This window comes from Thermosulfuriphilus sp. (assembly GCF_054026695.1).
This window is the reverse complement of the sequence record NZ_JBPMLP010000019.1, coordinates 39,838-54,781: the sequence shown is the minus strand read 5'-3', so window position 1 is coordinate 54,781 and position 14,944 is coordinate 39,838. Positions and strand designations below refer to the sequence as shown.

16 protein-coding genes, 1 tRNA gene and 1 pseudogene are annotated in these 14,944 nt (G+C 50.4%); 15 read left to right on the top strand and 3 right to left on the bottom strand.

Annotated elements, in window-relative coordinates; translation table 11 throughout:
• Positions 1 to 468: 468 nt before the first annotated feature.
• From ACXJJX_RS02935 to arsB, 6 genes and pseudogenes are all read left to right on the top strand, one after another.
• The gene (locus tag ACXJJX_RS02935) at positions 469 to 777 is read left to right on the top strand and encodes a MerR family transcriptional regulator (RefSeq protein WP_456431876.1); all 309 of its coding nucleotides are present in this window, start codon (positions 469 to 471) and stop codon (positions 775 to 777) included.
• Between the two features lie 53 nt (positions 778 to 830).
• Positions 831 to 1,211: pseudogene (locus ACXJJX_RS02930) on the top strand (hypothetical protein); the annotation flags it as partial.
• Between the two features lie 75 nt (positions 1,212 to 1,286).
• Complete coding sequence (locus ACXJJX_RS02925) at positions 1,287 to 1,580, top strand: thioredoxin family protein (protein WP_456431880.1); 294 nt, start codon at positions 1,287 to 1,289, stop codon at positions 1,578 to 1,580.
• 231 nt (positions 1,581 to 1,811) lie between these two features.
• Entirely contained in the window at positions 1,812 to 2,177 is a 366-nt protein-coding gene (locus ACXJJX_RS02920; RefSeq protein ID WP_456431874.1) for an ArsR/SmtB family transcription factor, read from the top strand.
• On the top strand, positions 2,153 to 2,617 hold the full coding sequence (locus ACXJJX_RS02915; protein WP_456431872.1) for an arsenate reductase ArsC: 465 nt from the start codon (positions 2,153 to 2,155) through the stop codon (positions 2,615 to 2,617). The genes ACXJJX_RS02920 and ACXJJX_RS02915 overlap by 25 nt, the downstream gene beginning before the upstream one ends.
• Entirely contained in the window at positions 2,614 to 3,810 is a 1,197-nt protein-coding gene (arsB, locus tag ACXJJX_RS02910; protein ID WP_456431870.1) for an ACR3 family arsenite efflux transporter, read from the top strand. The genes ACXJJX_RS02915 and arsB overlap by 4 nt, the downstream gene beginning before the upstream one ends.
• Positions 3,811 to 4,019: 209 nt before the next feature.
• Here arsB and ACXJJX_RS02905 read toward each other — a convergent pair.
• A tRNA-Asn gene (locus ACXJJX_RS02905) sits at positions 4,020 to 4,092 on the bottom strand.
• 209 nt (positions 4,093 to 4,301) lie between these two features.
• On the opposite strand from ACXJJX_RS02905, the gene ACXJJX_RS02900 reads away from it, so the two are divergent.
• From ACXJJX_RS02900 to ACXJJX_RS02885, 4 genes are read left to right on the top strand one after another with little or no spacing between them, the layout of a single operon-like run.
• Positions 4,302 to 5,054: an HDOD domain-containing protein gene (locus tag ACXJJX_RS02900; RefSeq protein ID WP_456431868.1), complete on the top strand. Its 753-nt coding sequence runs from the start codon at positions 4,302 to 4,304 to the stop codon at positions 5,052 to 5,054.
• Positions 5,055 to 5,064: 10 nt separating this feature from the next.
• A complete protein-coding gene (locus ACXJJX_RS02895) occupies positions 5,065 to 6,504 on the top strand; it encodes a two-component system sensor histidine kinase NtrB (RefSeq protein WP_456431866.1) in 1,440 nt (479 codons plus the stop codon).
• Positions 6,505 to 6,531: 27 nt separating this feature from the next.
• Complete coding sequence (locus tag ACXJJX_RS02890; RefSeq protein ID WP_456431864.1) at positions 6,532 to 7,095, top strand: epoxyqueuosine reductase QueH; 564 nt, start codon at positions 6,532 to 6,534, stop codon at positions 7,093 to 7,095.
• 5 nt (positions 7,096 to 7,100) lie between these two features.
• Entirely contained in the window at positions 7,101 to 7,316 is a 216-nt protein-coding gene (locus ACXJJX_RS02885; protein ID WP_456431878.1) for a DUF2905 domain-containing protein, read from the top strand.
• On the opposite strand, the gene ACXJJX_RS02880 is transcribed toward ACXJJX_RS02885, so the two are convergent.
• Together ACXJJX_RS02880 and ACXJJX_RS02875 are read right to left on the bottom strand one after the other, a co-directional pair.
• Entirely contained in the window at positions 7,303 to 8,907 is a 1,605-nt protein-coding gene (locus ACXJJX_RS02880) for an ASKHA domain-containing protein (protein WP_456431862.1), read from the bottom strand. The genes ACXJJX_RS02885 and ACXJJX_RS02880 overlap by 14 nt on opposite strands.
• Positions 8,858 to 9,106: a hypothetical protein gene (locus tag ACXJJX_RS02875; RefSeq protein WP_456431860.1), complete on the bottom strand. Its 249-nt coding sequence runs from the start codon at positions 9,104 to 9,106 to the stop codon at positions 8,858 to 8,860. Before ACXJJX_RS02875 ends, ACXJJX_RS02880 begins: the two co-directional genes overlap by 50 nt.
• 178 nt (positions 9,107 to 9,284) lie before the next feature.
• On the opposite strand from ACXJJX_RS02875, the gene ACXJJX_RS02870 reads away from it, so the two are divergent.
• The 5 genes from ACXJJX_RS02870 (at position 9,285) to ftsH (ending at position 14,917) form a co-directional block, all read left to right on the top strand.
• Positions 9,285 to 10,424: an MFS transporter gene (locus tag ACXJJX_RS02870; protein ID WP_456431858.1), complete on the top strand. Its 1,140-nt coding sequence runs from the start codon at positions 9,285 to 9,287 to the stop codon at positions 10,422 to 10,424.
• A gap of 1 nt (position 10,425) precedes the next feature.
• Positions 10,426 to 10,860 carry a thioredoxin TrxC gene (gene trxC, locus ACXJJX_RS02865; protein WP_456431856.1) on the top strand — a complete coding sequence of 145 codons (435 nt, stop codon included), beginning with the start codon at positions 10,426 to 10,428 and terminating at the stop codon, positions 10,858 to 10,860.
• 19 nt (positions 10,861 to 10,879) lie between these two features.
• The gene (locus ACXJJX_RS02860; protein ID WP_456431854.1) at positions 10,880 to 11,605 is read left to right on the top strand and encodes a hypothetical protein; all 726 of its coding nucleotides are present in this window, start codon (positions 10,880 to 10,882) and stop codon (positions 11,603 to 11,605) included.
• On the top strand, positions 11,606 to 12,985 hold the full coding sequence (tilS, locus tag ACXJJX_RS02855; RefSeq protein ID WP_456431852.1) for a tRNA lysidine(34) synthetase TilS: 1,380 nt from the start codon (positions 11,606 to 11,608) through the stop codon (positions 12,983 to 12,985).
• Between the two features lie 123 nt (positions 12,986 to 13,108).
• Entirely contained in the window at positions 13,109 to 14,917 is a 1,809-nt protein-coding gene (ftsH, locus tag ACXJJX_RS02850) for an ATP-dependent zinc metalloprotease FtsH (RefSeq protein ID WP_456431850.1), read from the top strand.
• Positions 14,918 to 14,944 lie beyond the last annotated feature (27 nt).

Sequence of the window (14,944 nt, the reverse complement as noted above, 5' to 3'; positions counted from 1 at the left end):
AGCCCTGGATATCCAAAATGACCAGGAAGGTTAGCACGGGGAAAACTACGGTCGTTACCAGGGCCCCAAAGGCCGAAATTTTACTCCTAGTAATAAGCTGGATAAACCCAATGATTGCTTCTCTTACTCCCACGGAAACGCCCCCCTTTCCCGTTTTTCTCAAGACCCTATGGGCAAAGCTTCACCCACACGGGGCGCTATATAACACGCTAAACTTTGATCGACAAGAAAAAATAACGTAATCTGGCCTGCTTAGATTACATAAATTTTTTTAAGAAAAAGTGGAAAAAATAATTGGCAAATAAAGATATAACTAGAAATTGATACTAAGCCTAGGAAGTTCTCCCCAAAGCCCCCTATTTAAAAAAAGAGGCCCTGATATTTTTGCCCTCGTGGGGATTTAAAAAGGCCTTGACTCCGGACCATAGTCCAGACCGTATGCTATTGGCAAAAGAAAGAGAGGAGCCCATGAGACGTCTTACCATTGGGAAAGTAGCCAAATTAGCCGGGGTAGGGGTAGAAACTATTCGTTTTTATGAACGCAAGGGGCTGATCAGTCGCCCTCCAAGGGGAATATCTGGCTACAGAGAATATTCTTTAGAGACCATCTCTAGGATACGCTTCATCAAACGGGCTCAGGCCGTGGGCTTCTCACTCAAAGAAATTAAAGAGCTATTAGAGCTTCGAGAGGCCCCAGAGACCAACTGTCAGGATATCCGCCAAAGGACCTGGAGCAAAATTCAAGAGATAGAGGAAAAAATAGCTCGTCTGCAATAGATGAAAAGGATCCTTGAAAAGCTGGCCAATTCCTGCAAGGGACAGGGGCCCTTATGGGAATGTCCTATTTTAGGGGCCCTGGAGGAGGAAAAATGACCAGAAAGAAATCTGGAGATTTGGCAAGATGGTATACCCTTCCAGGCTTAGGGATCTCCCTTCTTCCTGCCGGGATATGCCCGGTCTGTTGGCCTATATACGCAGGGATATTAAGTAGTCTCGGTCTGGGGTTCTTGTTGAAAAGGGCCTATCTCCTACTTCTGACAGTGCTCTTTCTATTGGTAGCCTTAATTGCCCTGGCCTATAAGGCTTATACCAAAAACCTTTACGGCCCGCTTGCCCTTGGATTTATGGCCTCAGTCTTGATCATTATCGGCAAATTCTTCTGGACAAGGCCGTTTTTAACCTACGGCGGAACATCACTTTTGTTTATTGCCTCTGTTTGGAATGCCTGGCCGTCCGAAAATTTCTCCAAATGCCTTTTTCTTAAAAACAACAAAAGGAGGTCTAAAATGAAAACCAAGCGTCTGATTGAGGTCTTCAGTGCCGGATGCCCCCTCTGCCAAGAAACCGTTAAATTGGTCCAGCAATTGGCCTACCCTTCTTATGAAGTTAAAGTGATCGGCTTGAACGACCCTCAGGGACTCAAACGGGCCCAAGAGCTAGGGGTCAAGACTGTACCAGCCGTGGCCATTGATGGCCAACTAGCAGCCTGTTGCCAAAACAGAGGCCCCCGGGAAAAAACACTTCGTCTGGCTGGCTTAGGATACCCCCTTAAAGAGGGGAACCAAGAAGACCCACAATAGCCCTTTCCCCTAAGCCCTCTGACCTAACATTAGAGATTACTGACAGGAACAAAAATGTGGATTGCCCTGCCCCGGTTCACTGCGGAGCAGAGCAATCCACATCCCAGGATAGCCAAGGATCTGGACTATCTCTTCCTGCCATTCACTTGGGATAGGCCCTAGGTTGAGAAAAAGATTGACACATAGAGACGATAGTTCTACATTTCGCCAAATAACGAAATAGAGTAACAAGTGAAAGAATTCCTCGCTATAACCAAAGCACTCTCGGACGAAGGCCGCGTGCGGATTCTATTAGCCCTTCGGAATGGAGAACTCTGTGTCTGCCAATTGATAAAGCTACTGAATCTCGCACCATCCACAGTCTCTAAACACATGACCATACTCAAGCAGGCCGGTCTTGTAAATCTCCGGAAGGATGGACGCTGGACCTATTATCGCCTTGCTGATGAGGAGTCCTCGCCAATGGTCCGACAGGCCATCGAATGGGTCGTCGAGTCTGTTGGAATGAGTGCTCGCGCCCGGGAGGACAAAAAACGCCTCAAAGAAATCCTCAAACTCGACAAGGAAGAGCTATGCAAGGTTTTAAGAAAAAACTGAAGATCCTTTTTCTCTGCACCGGCAACTCTTGCCGCAGCCAGATGGCAGAAGGTTGGGCTCGCCACCTGAAGGGTGACCTCATCGAGCCATACTCGGCTGGCGTAGAGGCAAGCACCCTGGACCGACGGGCCGTGGCGGTCATGAATGAGGCTGGTGTAGACATTTCCGCACAATACTCAAAACCAGTGCAGGAAGTCATGCACATCGAGTTCGATTACGTCGTCACCCTTTGCGGACACGCTCAGGAAACCTGTCCCGCCTTCTCTGGCAAGGCCAAGGTTATCCACCGAGGCTTTGACGACCCCCCAAGGCTGGCCGAATCCGCCAGAAACGAGGAAGAGGCCCTCGAACACTACCGTCGGGTGCGCGACGAGGTCAGGGCCTTCATTGAAAGGCTGCCCGACGCGTTGGATGCTTCGAGTACGAAGGAGGAGACATGAACGAGACGGATACACATCTTCGTGGACAACCCAGGGACCTGGGTTTTTTTGAACGTTACCTGACGATTTGGGTGGCCTTGTGTATCGTCGCCGGCATCTTCTTGGGCAAGATCGCTCCGGAGATAGCGCAGTGGCTGGACGGGCTCGCCATCTACGTGGGTGAGGCACCCGTTGTTTCCATACCCATCGCTGTCTGCCTTTTCTTCATGATGTACCCCATCATGGTGAAGATAGACTTTGCCGAAGTACTAAAGGCAGGTAGAAACGCAAAGCCGGTAGGTCTTACCCTTTTCATAAATTGGGCGGTCAAACCGTTTACGATGTACGCGATTTCCGTTTTCTTTCTCGGCTTCCTGTTCCGAGGCCTCATCGGCCCGGAGGCTGTAGATTACGTGAAGATGCCCCTGGGGTTTGACCTGCCAGTAGGGGCCGAACATGGTGTGGGCAAAATCGTACTAGTTGACGGCATCAAGATGCTCGAGGTGCCGCTCTGGCGCTCCTACCTTGCGGGCTGCATTCTGTTGGGGATCGCTCCGTGCACGGCGATGGTTTTAGTATGGGGCTATCTCGCCCGAGGGAATGATGGCCATACGCTGGTCATGGTGGCCATAAACTCGCTGACGATGCTTTTTCTGTATGGTCCGCTCGGCGGTCTTCTGCTAGGGGTAGGGCGCCTTCCCGTGCCGTGGCAGGCGCTGGCCCTTTCCATCGGCATCTATGTGGCCTTGCCTCTCGTCGCGGGATATGCATCGAGAAGGCTCGTCATCCGCATCAAGGGAGAAGAGTGGTTCAAAAGAAGGTTTCTGCACATCCTCACTCCGATCACCATCACCGCCCTACTGGCAACACTCGTCCTGCTGTTCTCGTTCAAGGGTGACGTGATCTTGTCCAATCCGCTGACTATTTTATGGATAGCCATTCCGCTTTTCATTCAGACCACTTTGATATTCTGGCTGGGCTACGGCCTGGCGCGGCTTTTGCGGCTTTCATATAAAGATGCAGCCCCCTCGGCAATGATCGGTGCTTCCAACCATTTTGAGGTCGCCATTGCCACCGCCGTGATGCTGTTCGGGCTTTCGTCTGGGGCTGCGCTCGCAACCGTGGTGGGTGTGCTTATAGAAGTGCCTGTCATGTTGATGTTAGTCAAAATTTGTCTGCGAACCAGCCACTGGTTTATGCACAATAAACCTTAGTCTTCCTTTAAGTATCTTAGATCTACATGATTTTGACTCCCTCACAGGAGGGTTAATTAAAATAGCTGGAGTTATTAAAAAAGTCGTTGTTTTCCTCCAAATGGAAGGGGTGGAAGCGGTTAATTGCCTAATAACCAGGAGGCAACCATAAGCCCAGACGGGGTCTAGCGTTAACCAAGAACCGCCAGAGTTGGCGGATTGAAATCTTGCTCCCGGGGAGGGACTCGAACCCCCAACCTAGTGGTTAACAGCCACCCGCTCTGCCGGTTGAGCTACCCGGGAAGCCAGGGGTATTAATAAAACGTGCTCGCCCCTTCGTCAATAGGGGGATCGACTTAGAAAATCTCCATCAGGCGAGGTATTCAAGATCTTCCGAAAGGTTTAGATCTTGGCTTAAAACTTGGTAATTCTCCAACAGATAAGTCCTTAGGACTTTACAGGATAATGATTTCCGTCGAATAAAATATAAAAGATCCTTTTAAAATAGATACATGACCAACAAAAAGATATTCTTACCACCAGAAGCCGAGAATTCCCGAGAAGTTCCACCTGCCGTCCGGCTAATTATTAAAACTTGCCAGAAGATACCACCGCTTCCCTCCAGCATTCTGGAGCTTCTGCAGAAGCTGGCCTCTCCCGAGGTCTCTGTAAAAGAAATAAGCCGAATAATCGAAAGGGATCAGGCCCTGTCAGCCATGATCCTCAAGCAGATAAACTCCGCTTACTATGGTCTACCCCGAAGGGTTTATTCTCTAAAGCAGGCTGTCGCCCTTTTAGGAATAAACGAGATCCGCCACTTGGCCTTAAGACTTTCTTTGAGAAAGACTCTTTTGAGCGAAGAGGCCCTCTTTCTTCACGCCCTCAAGGTAGCTGCCCTCTGCGAACATCGTACAGAGGGGGGCTTTGATCCCTCTCTTGCCTATACAGCCGGTCTTCTCCATGATATTGGGAAGTTAGTCCTAAAAATCGCCTTTAAGGAAAGGTATCAGCACCTAGACAGCCAGCACCTTTGGGGAAGGAATCTTACAGAGTTTGAAAAGGATCTTTTCTTGGTTGATCATGCCCAGGCGGGAGGCCTTTTGGCCGATTTTTGGAGACTCCCTCCAGTACTGGCAGAGGCCATAATGAATCATCATCGTTCTCCAGAGGGGCTTGCCGGCTTAGTGGGGTTGGCAGATGAGGCCGTCAACACAGAGGAACTCTCTGTTGAAGAAAAAGATCTCCTTTCAAGGTTAAGCCTTTAGAGGATTCTAAATGCAGGTCTTGGTTGCCCTTGCTGATTATGCCCAATCTGTAAAGCTGGCTAGTCTTTTAGTAAGTGCTGGCTTGGAGGCGGCGGCCGTAAATGATCTTGAGGGAATGCTCGAAGGCCTCAGATACAATCCCCTGGTTTTTGTCTCTGGGGCTGAGTTCTCAGGACTTTCGGCAAGCGAAATTGTCGGTATTCTTTCCCTTACCGAGGAAGAGCCGGTAAGTATTTTTATTGATATCCCCAAGGAAAAGATGGTTCCTCTTCTTTTGAGCGGAGCCGACCTCTGTCTTATGTCTGGAATGGAACTCTCTGACCTTCCAGAGATAATCAAAAAGTGGGCCTCCCAGGAGGCTACCCGAAGAGAAGTCGAGGCCCTCAGGGAAAAGGTCTCTCGGACGGAAGAAGAATTGGCCTTTATCCTGGAAAATATCGAAGAAGCCGTCCTGCGTCTAAAAGATGGACGGATTAAATACCTTAATAGATATGCAAAGCTCCTCTTTGGAAGCCTTTCTGAGAACCTAAAAGGCGAGAAGATTGCCAATCTGGCCCTAGATGATCTAGAAAATCTCTTGCAGATTATTGAGGCCGGCGCCAACACTGAAGATTTAGTCCGTTTTATTCGAAAAGACGGCCAAATCTTTCACGGCCACGTACTGGCCAAAAGTATCGGGCCCGAAGAGGCCCTTCTGGTTATCAGAGATGTCAGTCAGCTTCCGGATCTTAAGGTACGCAATGAACGCCTGGAGATCCTATCGGCCCTAATAAATCTAGTTGACGGCCTAGCCCACAATCTGCGCAACCCCTTAATGGTGATCGGGGGATTCTCCCGGAGACTTATCCAAAAGATAGACCCGAAACATCCCTTTTGGCCCTATCTGGATACTATCTGCCAGCAGGTAGAACGTATCGAGGCCTTCCTTAAAGAGAGTGCCCGCTCTGTTTCTCTACTCCGAGGAGAAGATATCCAGTTTCGCCAAGTAGACCTCAAAGCCCTGGTAAAGAGAAATATTGAACAAGCCCAAAAGGTCTCTTTGGGAGGAGAATTCAAGTTTGAGGTCTTTTTACCTCAAGAAAGGCTTTACACCTTCGGAGAGGAAGGGCTTCTAGAGCGTCTTTTCTGGCGAATCATCGAAAACGCCATGGAGGCCCTGACCAGCGGAGGAACAATTAGAATCAGATCCCAAAGGGAAAGGGGTTTTATCTGCATGCTTATTATGGACAGCGGCCCTGGGATCCCTCAAGAAGAGGTTGAGAAGATCTTTGAACCCTTTTACACTACCAAGCCAGCGGCCCTGGGCCTGGGGCTCACCGAGGCCTTCTTCATCACTACCATCCACAGGGGGCTCATCGATATCTGTCAAGGAGAACTCCCCGGAGCCTGCATCAAGATCTGTCTCCCGGAGTCTAGCCAGCAGGAAACAGTCCACCCCCTTGGCTCTTAAATCTGTTTAGGCTACCCTTTAGCCAAAATGGTCAAGACAATTCTCCTTCATGTCTGTTGTGGACCATGTAGCTTTTTCCCGACAAAGATCCTGCGTGAAGAGGGCCTGGAGCCTGTAGCCTTCTTTTATAATCCCAATATTCACCCCTTTAGGGAGTTTAAAAATCGGCTCAAGGCTATGAAAGAGATGGCTGAACGACTCTCTCTTGAACTCCTGGCCGAAAAAAACTACGGCCTTAAAGATTATCTTCACCGGGTCGCCTTCCAAGAGGACAACCGATGCCTGATCTGTTATCGGATGCGTCTTGAAACCACAGCCAGGAAGGTCCGAGAACTTGGCCTTTGGGGCTTCAGCACCACCCTTCTTTACAGCCGCTATCAACAGCATAATCTTATCCGTCGGGTGGCTGAAGATCTCGCCTATCGCTATAATGTAAGGTTTGTCTATCGCGATTTTCGCCAAGGATGGCCAGAGGGCCAAAAAAGAGCCCGAGAGTGGGGGATCTACCTTCAGTCTTACTGCGGCTGTATCTTCAGTGAGCAAGAACGTTACGACAAAAAATTTAAAATCAGGCAAGGAGGAAGGCCATGAATCCTATGGAAGGGTTGGGTAAAACCATTATCCTCTTGGGGATCGTCCTTATCGTGATCGGACTTATCCTCACCTTTGGGGCCAAGATTCCCTTCCTCGGAAGACTTCCTGGAGACATTTACATAAAACGAGACAACTTCACCTTTTATTTCCCTCTGGCCACCTCTATCCTTATCAGCATAATCCTGACCCTGATCTTCTCCCTGCTCAATCGCCGTTAAGACCGGAGAGTTTGGCCTGAACCGATGGGAAGAGGCCAGGGTCTGTATGGGGAAGAAAGAGGGCTCCAGTGAGCAGTTGCATGAATTCGCCCCGAACATTCATCTCCAGATAGGTGAGTTTTTTAAGGATATCCTTAACCTCGGCAAGCCCCTCCCGGTTAAGGAGGAGATATACCGCCCCAGCCCCAGCAGCGTTGCCCAAAGCCTTAAAGCGAGATAGGGGAATGTCGGGTAACATCCCGATAGTTACGGCGGCAGCAGGATCGATATAGTTTCCAAAGGCCCCGGCAATATAGAAGTTTTCTATCTCCTCAAAGGAGATCCCAACGCTCTGACAGATGACCGTAAGGATAGTATACATGGCCCCTTTGGAACGGATAAGATTTTTAATATCTGCCTCAGTAATAAAGATTTTCTTACCATGGGCAGTCTCCTCGGGGGGAGCAACCAAGTAGGCCGGCTCACCATCTATCTGGATCATCCTCTCCGGATCCTTGTCCTGAAGGAGCCGACCCCGTTGATCTACAAGGCCGGCGATAAACATCTGGGCCAGGAGATCAATTATTCCTGAGCCACAGAGCCCCTCTGGGGGAGCATTTCCAATAACTTCATACGTAAGATGAAGGCTTTGGGGATCGATGCGAACCCGTTCAATGGCCCCCTTCCGGGCCCTCAGGCCACAGGTAAGGATTCCTCCCTCAAGGGCCGGCCCGGCCGCCCCGGCGCAGGCCACCAGAAAATCCTTATTCCCCAAGACGACTTCAGCATTAGTCCCTACATCAACTAGAAGGCTGATGCTCGAAGATCTGTGCATCCTTGAGGCCAGAATCCCGGCAATAAGATCACCACCAAAGTAACTACCGATATTGGGAAAGATGTAGATTCCCCCTAAAGGGTAGATATCAAGCCCCACCTCACTAGGAGACAAAAAATCAAAATAATTGGCGGCCGGAAGATAAGGTTCCCGAAAGATCTGGGAGGGATCAAGCCCCAGAAGAAAGTGGATCATCGTTGTATTTCCGGCCACAGCCACCACATAGATAGACTCCGGCCCCCATCCCTTCTCTTCAACCAGGACCTTGAGCTCACGGTTAAGGAAAGAAAGGGTCAGTTCCTGGAGTCTCTTTAATCCTTGGGGACGGGAGGCTGTATGAAGCCTAGTGAGGATGTCTTCCCCATAGTCAACCTGGGGATTAAGACCGGATCTGTGGGCGATCACTGTCCCTTTAGCCAGATCAAGGAGATAAAAAACTATGGTTGTGCTTCCCAGATCTATAGCCAGCCCCAGGGGGGGAACTTCAGGAGATCTTGAAACTTTAACAACCTGCCATCTCTCCTTAAAGAGGCAATCGACAACTATCTCATAGGAGCCCTGGCGAAGTAAGTAGGGAAGTTCTCTTAAGACCGGAAGCGGAATTTCTGGAATAGCTTCCAGGGGCTCCTTGAGAGCGGCCCGCAGGCGGGCCTCAGCGGACCGATTGTCCTCAAGGTTGGGTTTAGGAAGACGAAGTTTGACTCTTTTTACTAAAGGATCAACGGCCTTATTTGGGTAACTGGAGACGTTCTGGAGGCTCCTCTCGGTATTTGACATCGATGATCTCGCCCTCTTCTTCGCGAACGATCTTCTCAAAGGAATGTTCAGCCTTGTCCATCAGGCGCTTGACCCGCCAGTAAAAATATAGCCCTACCCCGGCAGCAGTAATGAGGGCGGCTAAAATCAGGGGAAGGCTAAGCAAAAAGATGACTCCCGCCAAGGCCAGAGAGCCCACTAACCCCAGGATAAAACGCATCTCTTGCCAAAGTTTTTGTAAATTGCCTTTTGTTAACATAAGCTTAGGGTAAATCCTCACCCGAGAAAATCAAGCCTAAGCGGTTTGACATAACCCCCACTGGCGGGTATTTCCTTCAGAGATTAAGCTTTGGTCTAGGAAGGGCTCCTTGATCAGAACCTCCAGAAGGCCTCCCCCAATGATCATCATTCCAATCCTGTCAGCACTGGCTGCCTTGGCCATCTCTACCATCCACTTCTTTATGCCTCTTTATCTTCAGGGGACCTTAGGATTCTCCGGCCAACAGATAGGGTTTCTGTATGGAGCTTTAAGTATTACCACCATTGTCACTGCCTTTCCCTTTGGTCTAGCTAGCGACCGGCTTAAGGCCCGTGATCTGGTAGCCCTAGCCCTTGTTCTCCTGGGCGGAGCCATTTATGTCCAGTCTCGGGTAAGCAAATTTTCCATATACTTTCTGGCCTTTCTCACCTATGGCCTGGGGCTTAATCTTTTTCGAATTGCCCTTGATGCCCTTTTATTTAAGACAGTCTCTGAGCGGGGGGGAAAGAGTTTCGGAATCTTCAACGGTTCCCGCATGGCCGGCTTTACGGTGGGGGGCCTTATTGGGGGCCTCCTTCTGGAAAGACTCGATTTTGTTTTCACCCTCAAGACCGTGGCCGTCTTTTATCTGTTGCTTCTCGGCCTTTATCCTTGGTTGCCTAAAACAATCCCGGTCCATTTCCGAGTGGCCAGCTATCGAGAAGACTTCAGCCGCCGGCCGGTAATCCTCTTTGCCCTGTGGTTGTTGCTCTTTTACCTTCACTGGGGGGCAGAGTTTACCAGCTATGGTCTTTTTCTAAAGAAAGGGCTGGGGCTTTCTCTAAGTGGCATGGGCCTTTATATGGCCGCCGAATTTGCTACCGTAGGGTTGGCCTCTTTGACTGGAGGGCTTCTTCTCCATAGGGGAATATCTATCGAATACCTAGCTCTAGCTGGACTGGTGGCCTCTGGAATAGGACACATCGGAATGGTCTGGCCAGTGGTGGGAATCTCCTTGGCCTTCCGACTCATCCACGGCCTGGGAGACGGCCTGATTGCTGTGGTATCCTATGTAGGAATCGCTAGGCTTTTTCGCATCGAACGTATTGGCGGAAACTCCGGATTGATTACCTTATCTATTATGCTGGGTTCCTTTGTGGGTTCTCTGATCTTCGGCCCCTTGGGGGAAAGATTTGGCTATGGAGTTCCGTTGGCAGTCTCCGGAGCGGTGACCCTGGGGCTCATCCCTCTAGCCCTAATTTACCGCTACTCCAGCGCCTTAGAGCCTAGTCGGAGGTAAGATGGAGGCAATAATTATCTCTTGTCCTGGATGTCAGACCAAAAATCGTATCCCTCTGGAAAGGGTCCTTCAGCATCCGATTTGCGGCCGTTGTCGAAGACCACTTCCTGTGGGAGGGGTAGTGGAGACGATCGAGGAGGCAAATTTTAAGGACTCGGTATTGACCTCAGAACTTCCCTTTCTCCTCGACTGTTGGGCCCCTTGGTGTGGTCCTTGCCGGATGTTGGCTCCAGTACTTGAAGAAATGGCCCAAGAGTATGCCGGCCGTCTGAGAATAGGCAAACTCAACGTCGATGAAAACCCGACAATAGCCCAGAGCCTGGGGATAAGATCCATCCCCACTTTGGTACTCTTCAAAGGTGGGCGACCGGTAGATCAGGCTATCGGGGCTCTTCCTCCGGAACAACTCCGGGCCTGGTTAGAGAGACATCTCTAAGAGAAAAGGGGAGTAATCTATGGAGACCGACCTCGTTGAAAGCCTTACCACCCAGGTCAAAAAGGACATCGCTGAACGCTACTTTGGCTATCGGCGGCTGATTGAAGAAGACATTGCCCACCTTAAGGAAGAAGCTGCCAGGCTGGAGGGGATGATTTACCGAAGGATTGCCCCTGACTTCTGCCGGATCTACATCATGCTTAAAGATCTAGAACTCATTAAAGACTTCCTCAGGCTAGTAGGGCTCAAGGAGACCATCTTTTACGACGACTACCTCACCCAATCAAAGACCATCCGGCGAAGACTCTTCAAGGGCCTTAAGGTTTGGGGGCTTACTAGTCATGGACGTTTTCGAAGACTCCTTATGGAAATTTACGAACGCCTGAGACGAAACATCCACGAATACCGGGAGGCCTTAGGTGAGCTCAAGACCAAAGAGGCCTTGGTGGCCAAAGAGATAAAACACTTTGAAGAGAATTTTAGTCTAAGCGAGATCCTCTCCTTTATCGGAGAGCTTGATCGCCTGGATACTGGTACCAGTTTAGTTGAAGAAATGAGCGAGGTAGGGGCCAGAGAAGAACTGGAGAAGGCTATGAGGATTCCCCCTCTGAGGCCTCCTTCCCGGGATCTTCCCGATCTCCCCGAATTTCCTCCGCTTCCTGTGGTAAGAAAAGAGCTCAAAAGGCTTGCCGATGCTGCCTGGCCCCTCCACAATCCTGAGACCCTCAAGGTCATTGTTCACTAGGTGGATATCCTAGCCAAGATCAAAGGCTTCATCAGGAAGAAAAAGCTGCTCGCCCCAGGGCAAAAGATCCTTCTGGCCGTCTCCGGGGGGCCTGATTCTATGGCCATGCTGGATGTCTTCCGGCGCCTTGAGAAACCCTGGAATCTCAAATTAGGGATAGCCCACTTCGACCATCGTCTGAGAAAGGAATCTCGAGAAGAGGCCGAGTTCGTCAAACAATCGGCCGAGAAATACCACCTTCCCTTTAGCTTAGGGGCTGCTCCAGTATCCCTTTACCGAAAACTTAAAAAACTAAGCCTAGAAGAGGCCGCCAGGGAACTCCGTTACCGTTTTCTCGAACAGGTAGCCCAAAGAAGAGGCTACGAGCTCATCTGTCTGGGGCACAATCTTGATGATCAGGCCGAAGAGATTCTCATCCGCCTCATCAGAGGAGCCGGCCGAGGGGGGCTGGCGGGTATTCCGGCCAAACGCCATCCGTTCATCAGACCCCTTCTTGCCCTAAGCAAGGCAGAAATCCTGGAATATTTAAAGATCAGAGGGATTAACTTCCGGGAGGATCCCAGCAACAAGAGCCGCCTTTTTCTCCGGAATCGGATCCGTCTGGACCTAATTCCTTTCCTGGAGAAACACTTCAACCCCCGAATAAAAGAGACTCTCTGGCAGACAGCAGAAATCCTCTCCGAAGAGGAAGCCTTTTTCCAGCAACAGATCGAATACCACCTACGTCGACTTCTGGCTAAGGGAAACGGAGACATTCTGCTCAAAAAAGAGGTCTTAGAGCTGGAGTTGGCCCTGAGGCGCCGCCTCTATCTGACAATTATCAGACGTCTTTCTCCGAGGGCCAAAGTGGGTTTCAGGCACCTAGAGATGTTGGAAGATATTATCAAAAGCCCTTCTCCAGGGGTTGGTCTTAGGCTTGGGGGCTTGAGGATCCGTCGGGTACAAAGGGGGCTCCTTTTTAGCCCATCGCCGTTGAAGGCCGAGCAGTTTAGGCTACTCATTCCTGGACCGGGCCGCTTTGATCTTAAGGCCCTTGGTCAGATCTTGGTGCTTGAGGAAGGACCGATAAGTTCAAACCAGTACGAAGAGGGAACCATCTTCCTTGATGCCGAGAAGGTCTCCTATCCTCTTGTCCTCAGGTCTCCCAGGCCAGGAGACCGTTTTCATCCTCTGGGGGCCCCGGGGAGGAAGAACGTCTTCCGCTTTCTGGCAGACTCTGGCATCGACCGAGAGGAGAGGAAAAGGTATCCGGTCCTTGTTTCCCAAGACCAGATCCTGGCCGTCATTCCTTTAAGGCCCGCAGACTGGGCCAAAGTGACCTCTAAGACTAAAAAAGTGATCCAAATTCGCCTATTGCCAAAAGACAACAATACTTATTAAGATTGATTTAAAATGTTTCTTCCATTTCGGGCTAGGTCCAGAAGATGGTTAATGATTGGTTGCCTTTAAGCCGTTTCAATTAATAAATCGGGCCTGTCAATTGCCTTTAAGGAGGTAAGAGAGTTGTCATCCTTTTACAGAAACTTAAGCCTTTGGCTCATAATAGCCATTGTGATGGTCTTCCTCTTTAATATTTTCAACCAGCCTAAACCAAGGGGGGTAGAAATTCCTTACAGTGAGTTTATCAGTCTGGTGGAAAAGGGAGAAGTCGAAGAAGTCATCATCCAGGGAGATAAGATCGATGGTTTTCTCACCAACAAGAAACGCTTCCATACTGTGGCCCCCCGGGATGACAGTCTAGTCAGCCTGCTCAAGGATGCCCAGGTAAAGATCACTGTTAAGCCTCAGGAAGAGACCCCCTGGTATATCACCCTTCTTATATCCTGGTTCCCCATGCTTCTTCTGGTTGGGGTCTGGATCTTCTTTATGCGCCAGATGCAGACCGGGGGTGGGAAGGCCCTTTCTTTTGGTCGGAGCCGAGCCAAGATGCTTACCGGTCAGCAGATAAAAATCACTTTTAAAGACGTCGCAGGAGTGGAGGAGGCTAAAGAAGAGGTCTCAGAGATTATAGATTTTCTACGGGATCCCAAAAAGTTTACCCGGCTGGGAGGCCGGATCCCCAAAGGAATACTTCTGGTCGGACCTCCTGGGACCGGAAAGACCCTGCTGGCTAAGGCCATTGCTGGGGAGGCCGGAGTGCCGTTCTTCAGTATATCTGGTTCTGATTTTGTAGAGATGTTTGTCGGTGTAGGAGCAGCCCGGGTAAGGGATCTCTTCACCCAGGCCAAAAGGCATGCCCCCTGTATCATCTTTATTGACGAGATAGACGCCGTTGGACGCCACCGTGGAGCAGGCCTTGGGGGAGGACACGACGAAAGGGAACAGACCTTAAACCAGCTCTTGGTAGAAATGGATGGTTTTGAGAGCAACGAGGGGGTCATCGTTATTGCCGCCACCAACCGGCCAGATGTCCTTGATCCCGCCCTCCTCCGCCCGGGGCGTTTCGACCGTCAGGTGGTTGTTCCCGCCCCAGATGTCAAGGGACGGGAAGAGATCCTTAAGGTCCACACCCAAAAGGTCCCCTTGGCAGAAAATGTTGACATCTCCCTGATCGCCCGGGGCACACCGGGCTTCTCTGGAGCTGATCTTGAGAATCTGGTTAACGAAGCGGCTCTTCTAGCGGCTCGCAAAGGGAAGGAAAAGGTAGATATGGAAGATTTTGAGGAGGCCAAGGATAAAGTCCTCATGGGGCGGGAGAGGAAAAGTATGATCATCAGCGAAGAAGAAAAAAGGATCACTGCCTACCATGAAGCAGGCCATGCCTTGGTGGCCAAACTGCTCCCGGGGACCGATCCTCTCCACAAGGTAACCATCATTCCCCGGGGGCAGGCCTTGGGGCTAACCCAACAACTCCCTCTAGATGAACGGCATACCTATCCTAAGGACTATCTCATCAATCGCCTGATGATCCTCCTCGGGGGGCGGGCTGCTGAAGAGCTGGTCCTAAAGCAGATCACTACCGGGGCTGGAAACGACATCGAGCGGGCCACGGAGCTGGCTCGAAAAATGGTCTGTGAATGGGGAATGAGCGAGGTCTTAGGACCGGTGTCTTTTGGGAAAAGAGACGAACACATCTTTCTGGGCAAGGAGCTAGCCCATCATAAGGATTATAGCGAGGATACAGCTATTAAGATCGACACCGAGATCCGCCGCATGGTCACCGAATGTTACGAGAAAACCAAAAAGCTACTCCAAGACAATATCAACACGCTCCATCGGTTGGCAGAGGCCCTTCTGGAACGGGAGACCCTAGACGCCAAGGCTATAGATGAGATCATTCGAGAAACCGGGGCCACCCCTCAAGCAGCTTAGAAAAGCCGCCCGTAAAAAGGGCTCTTT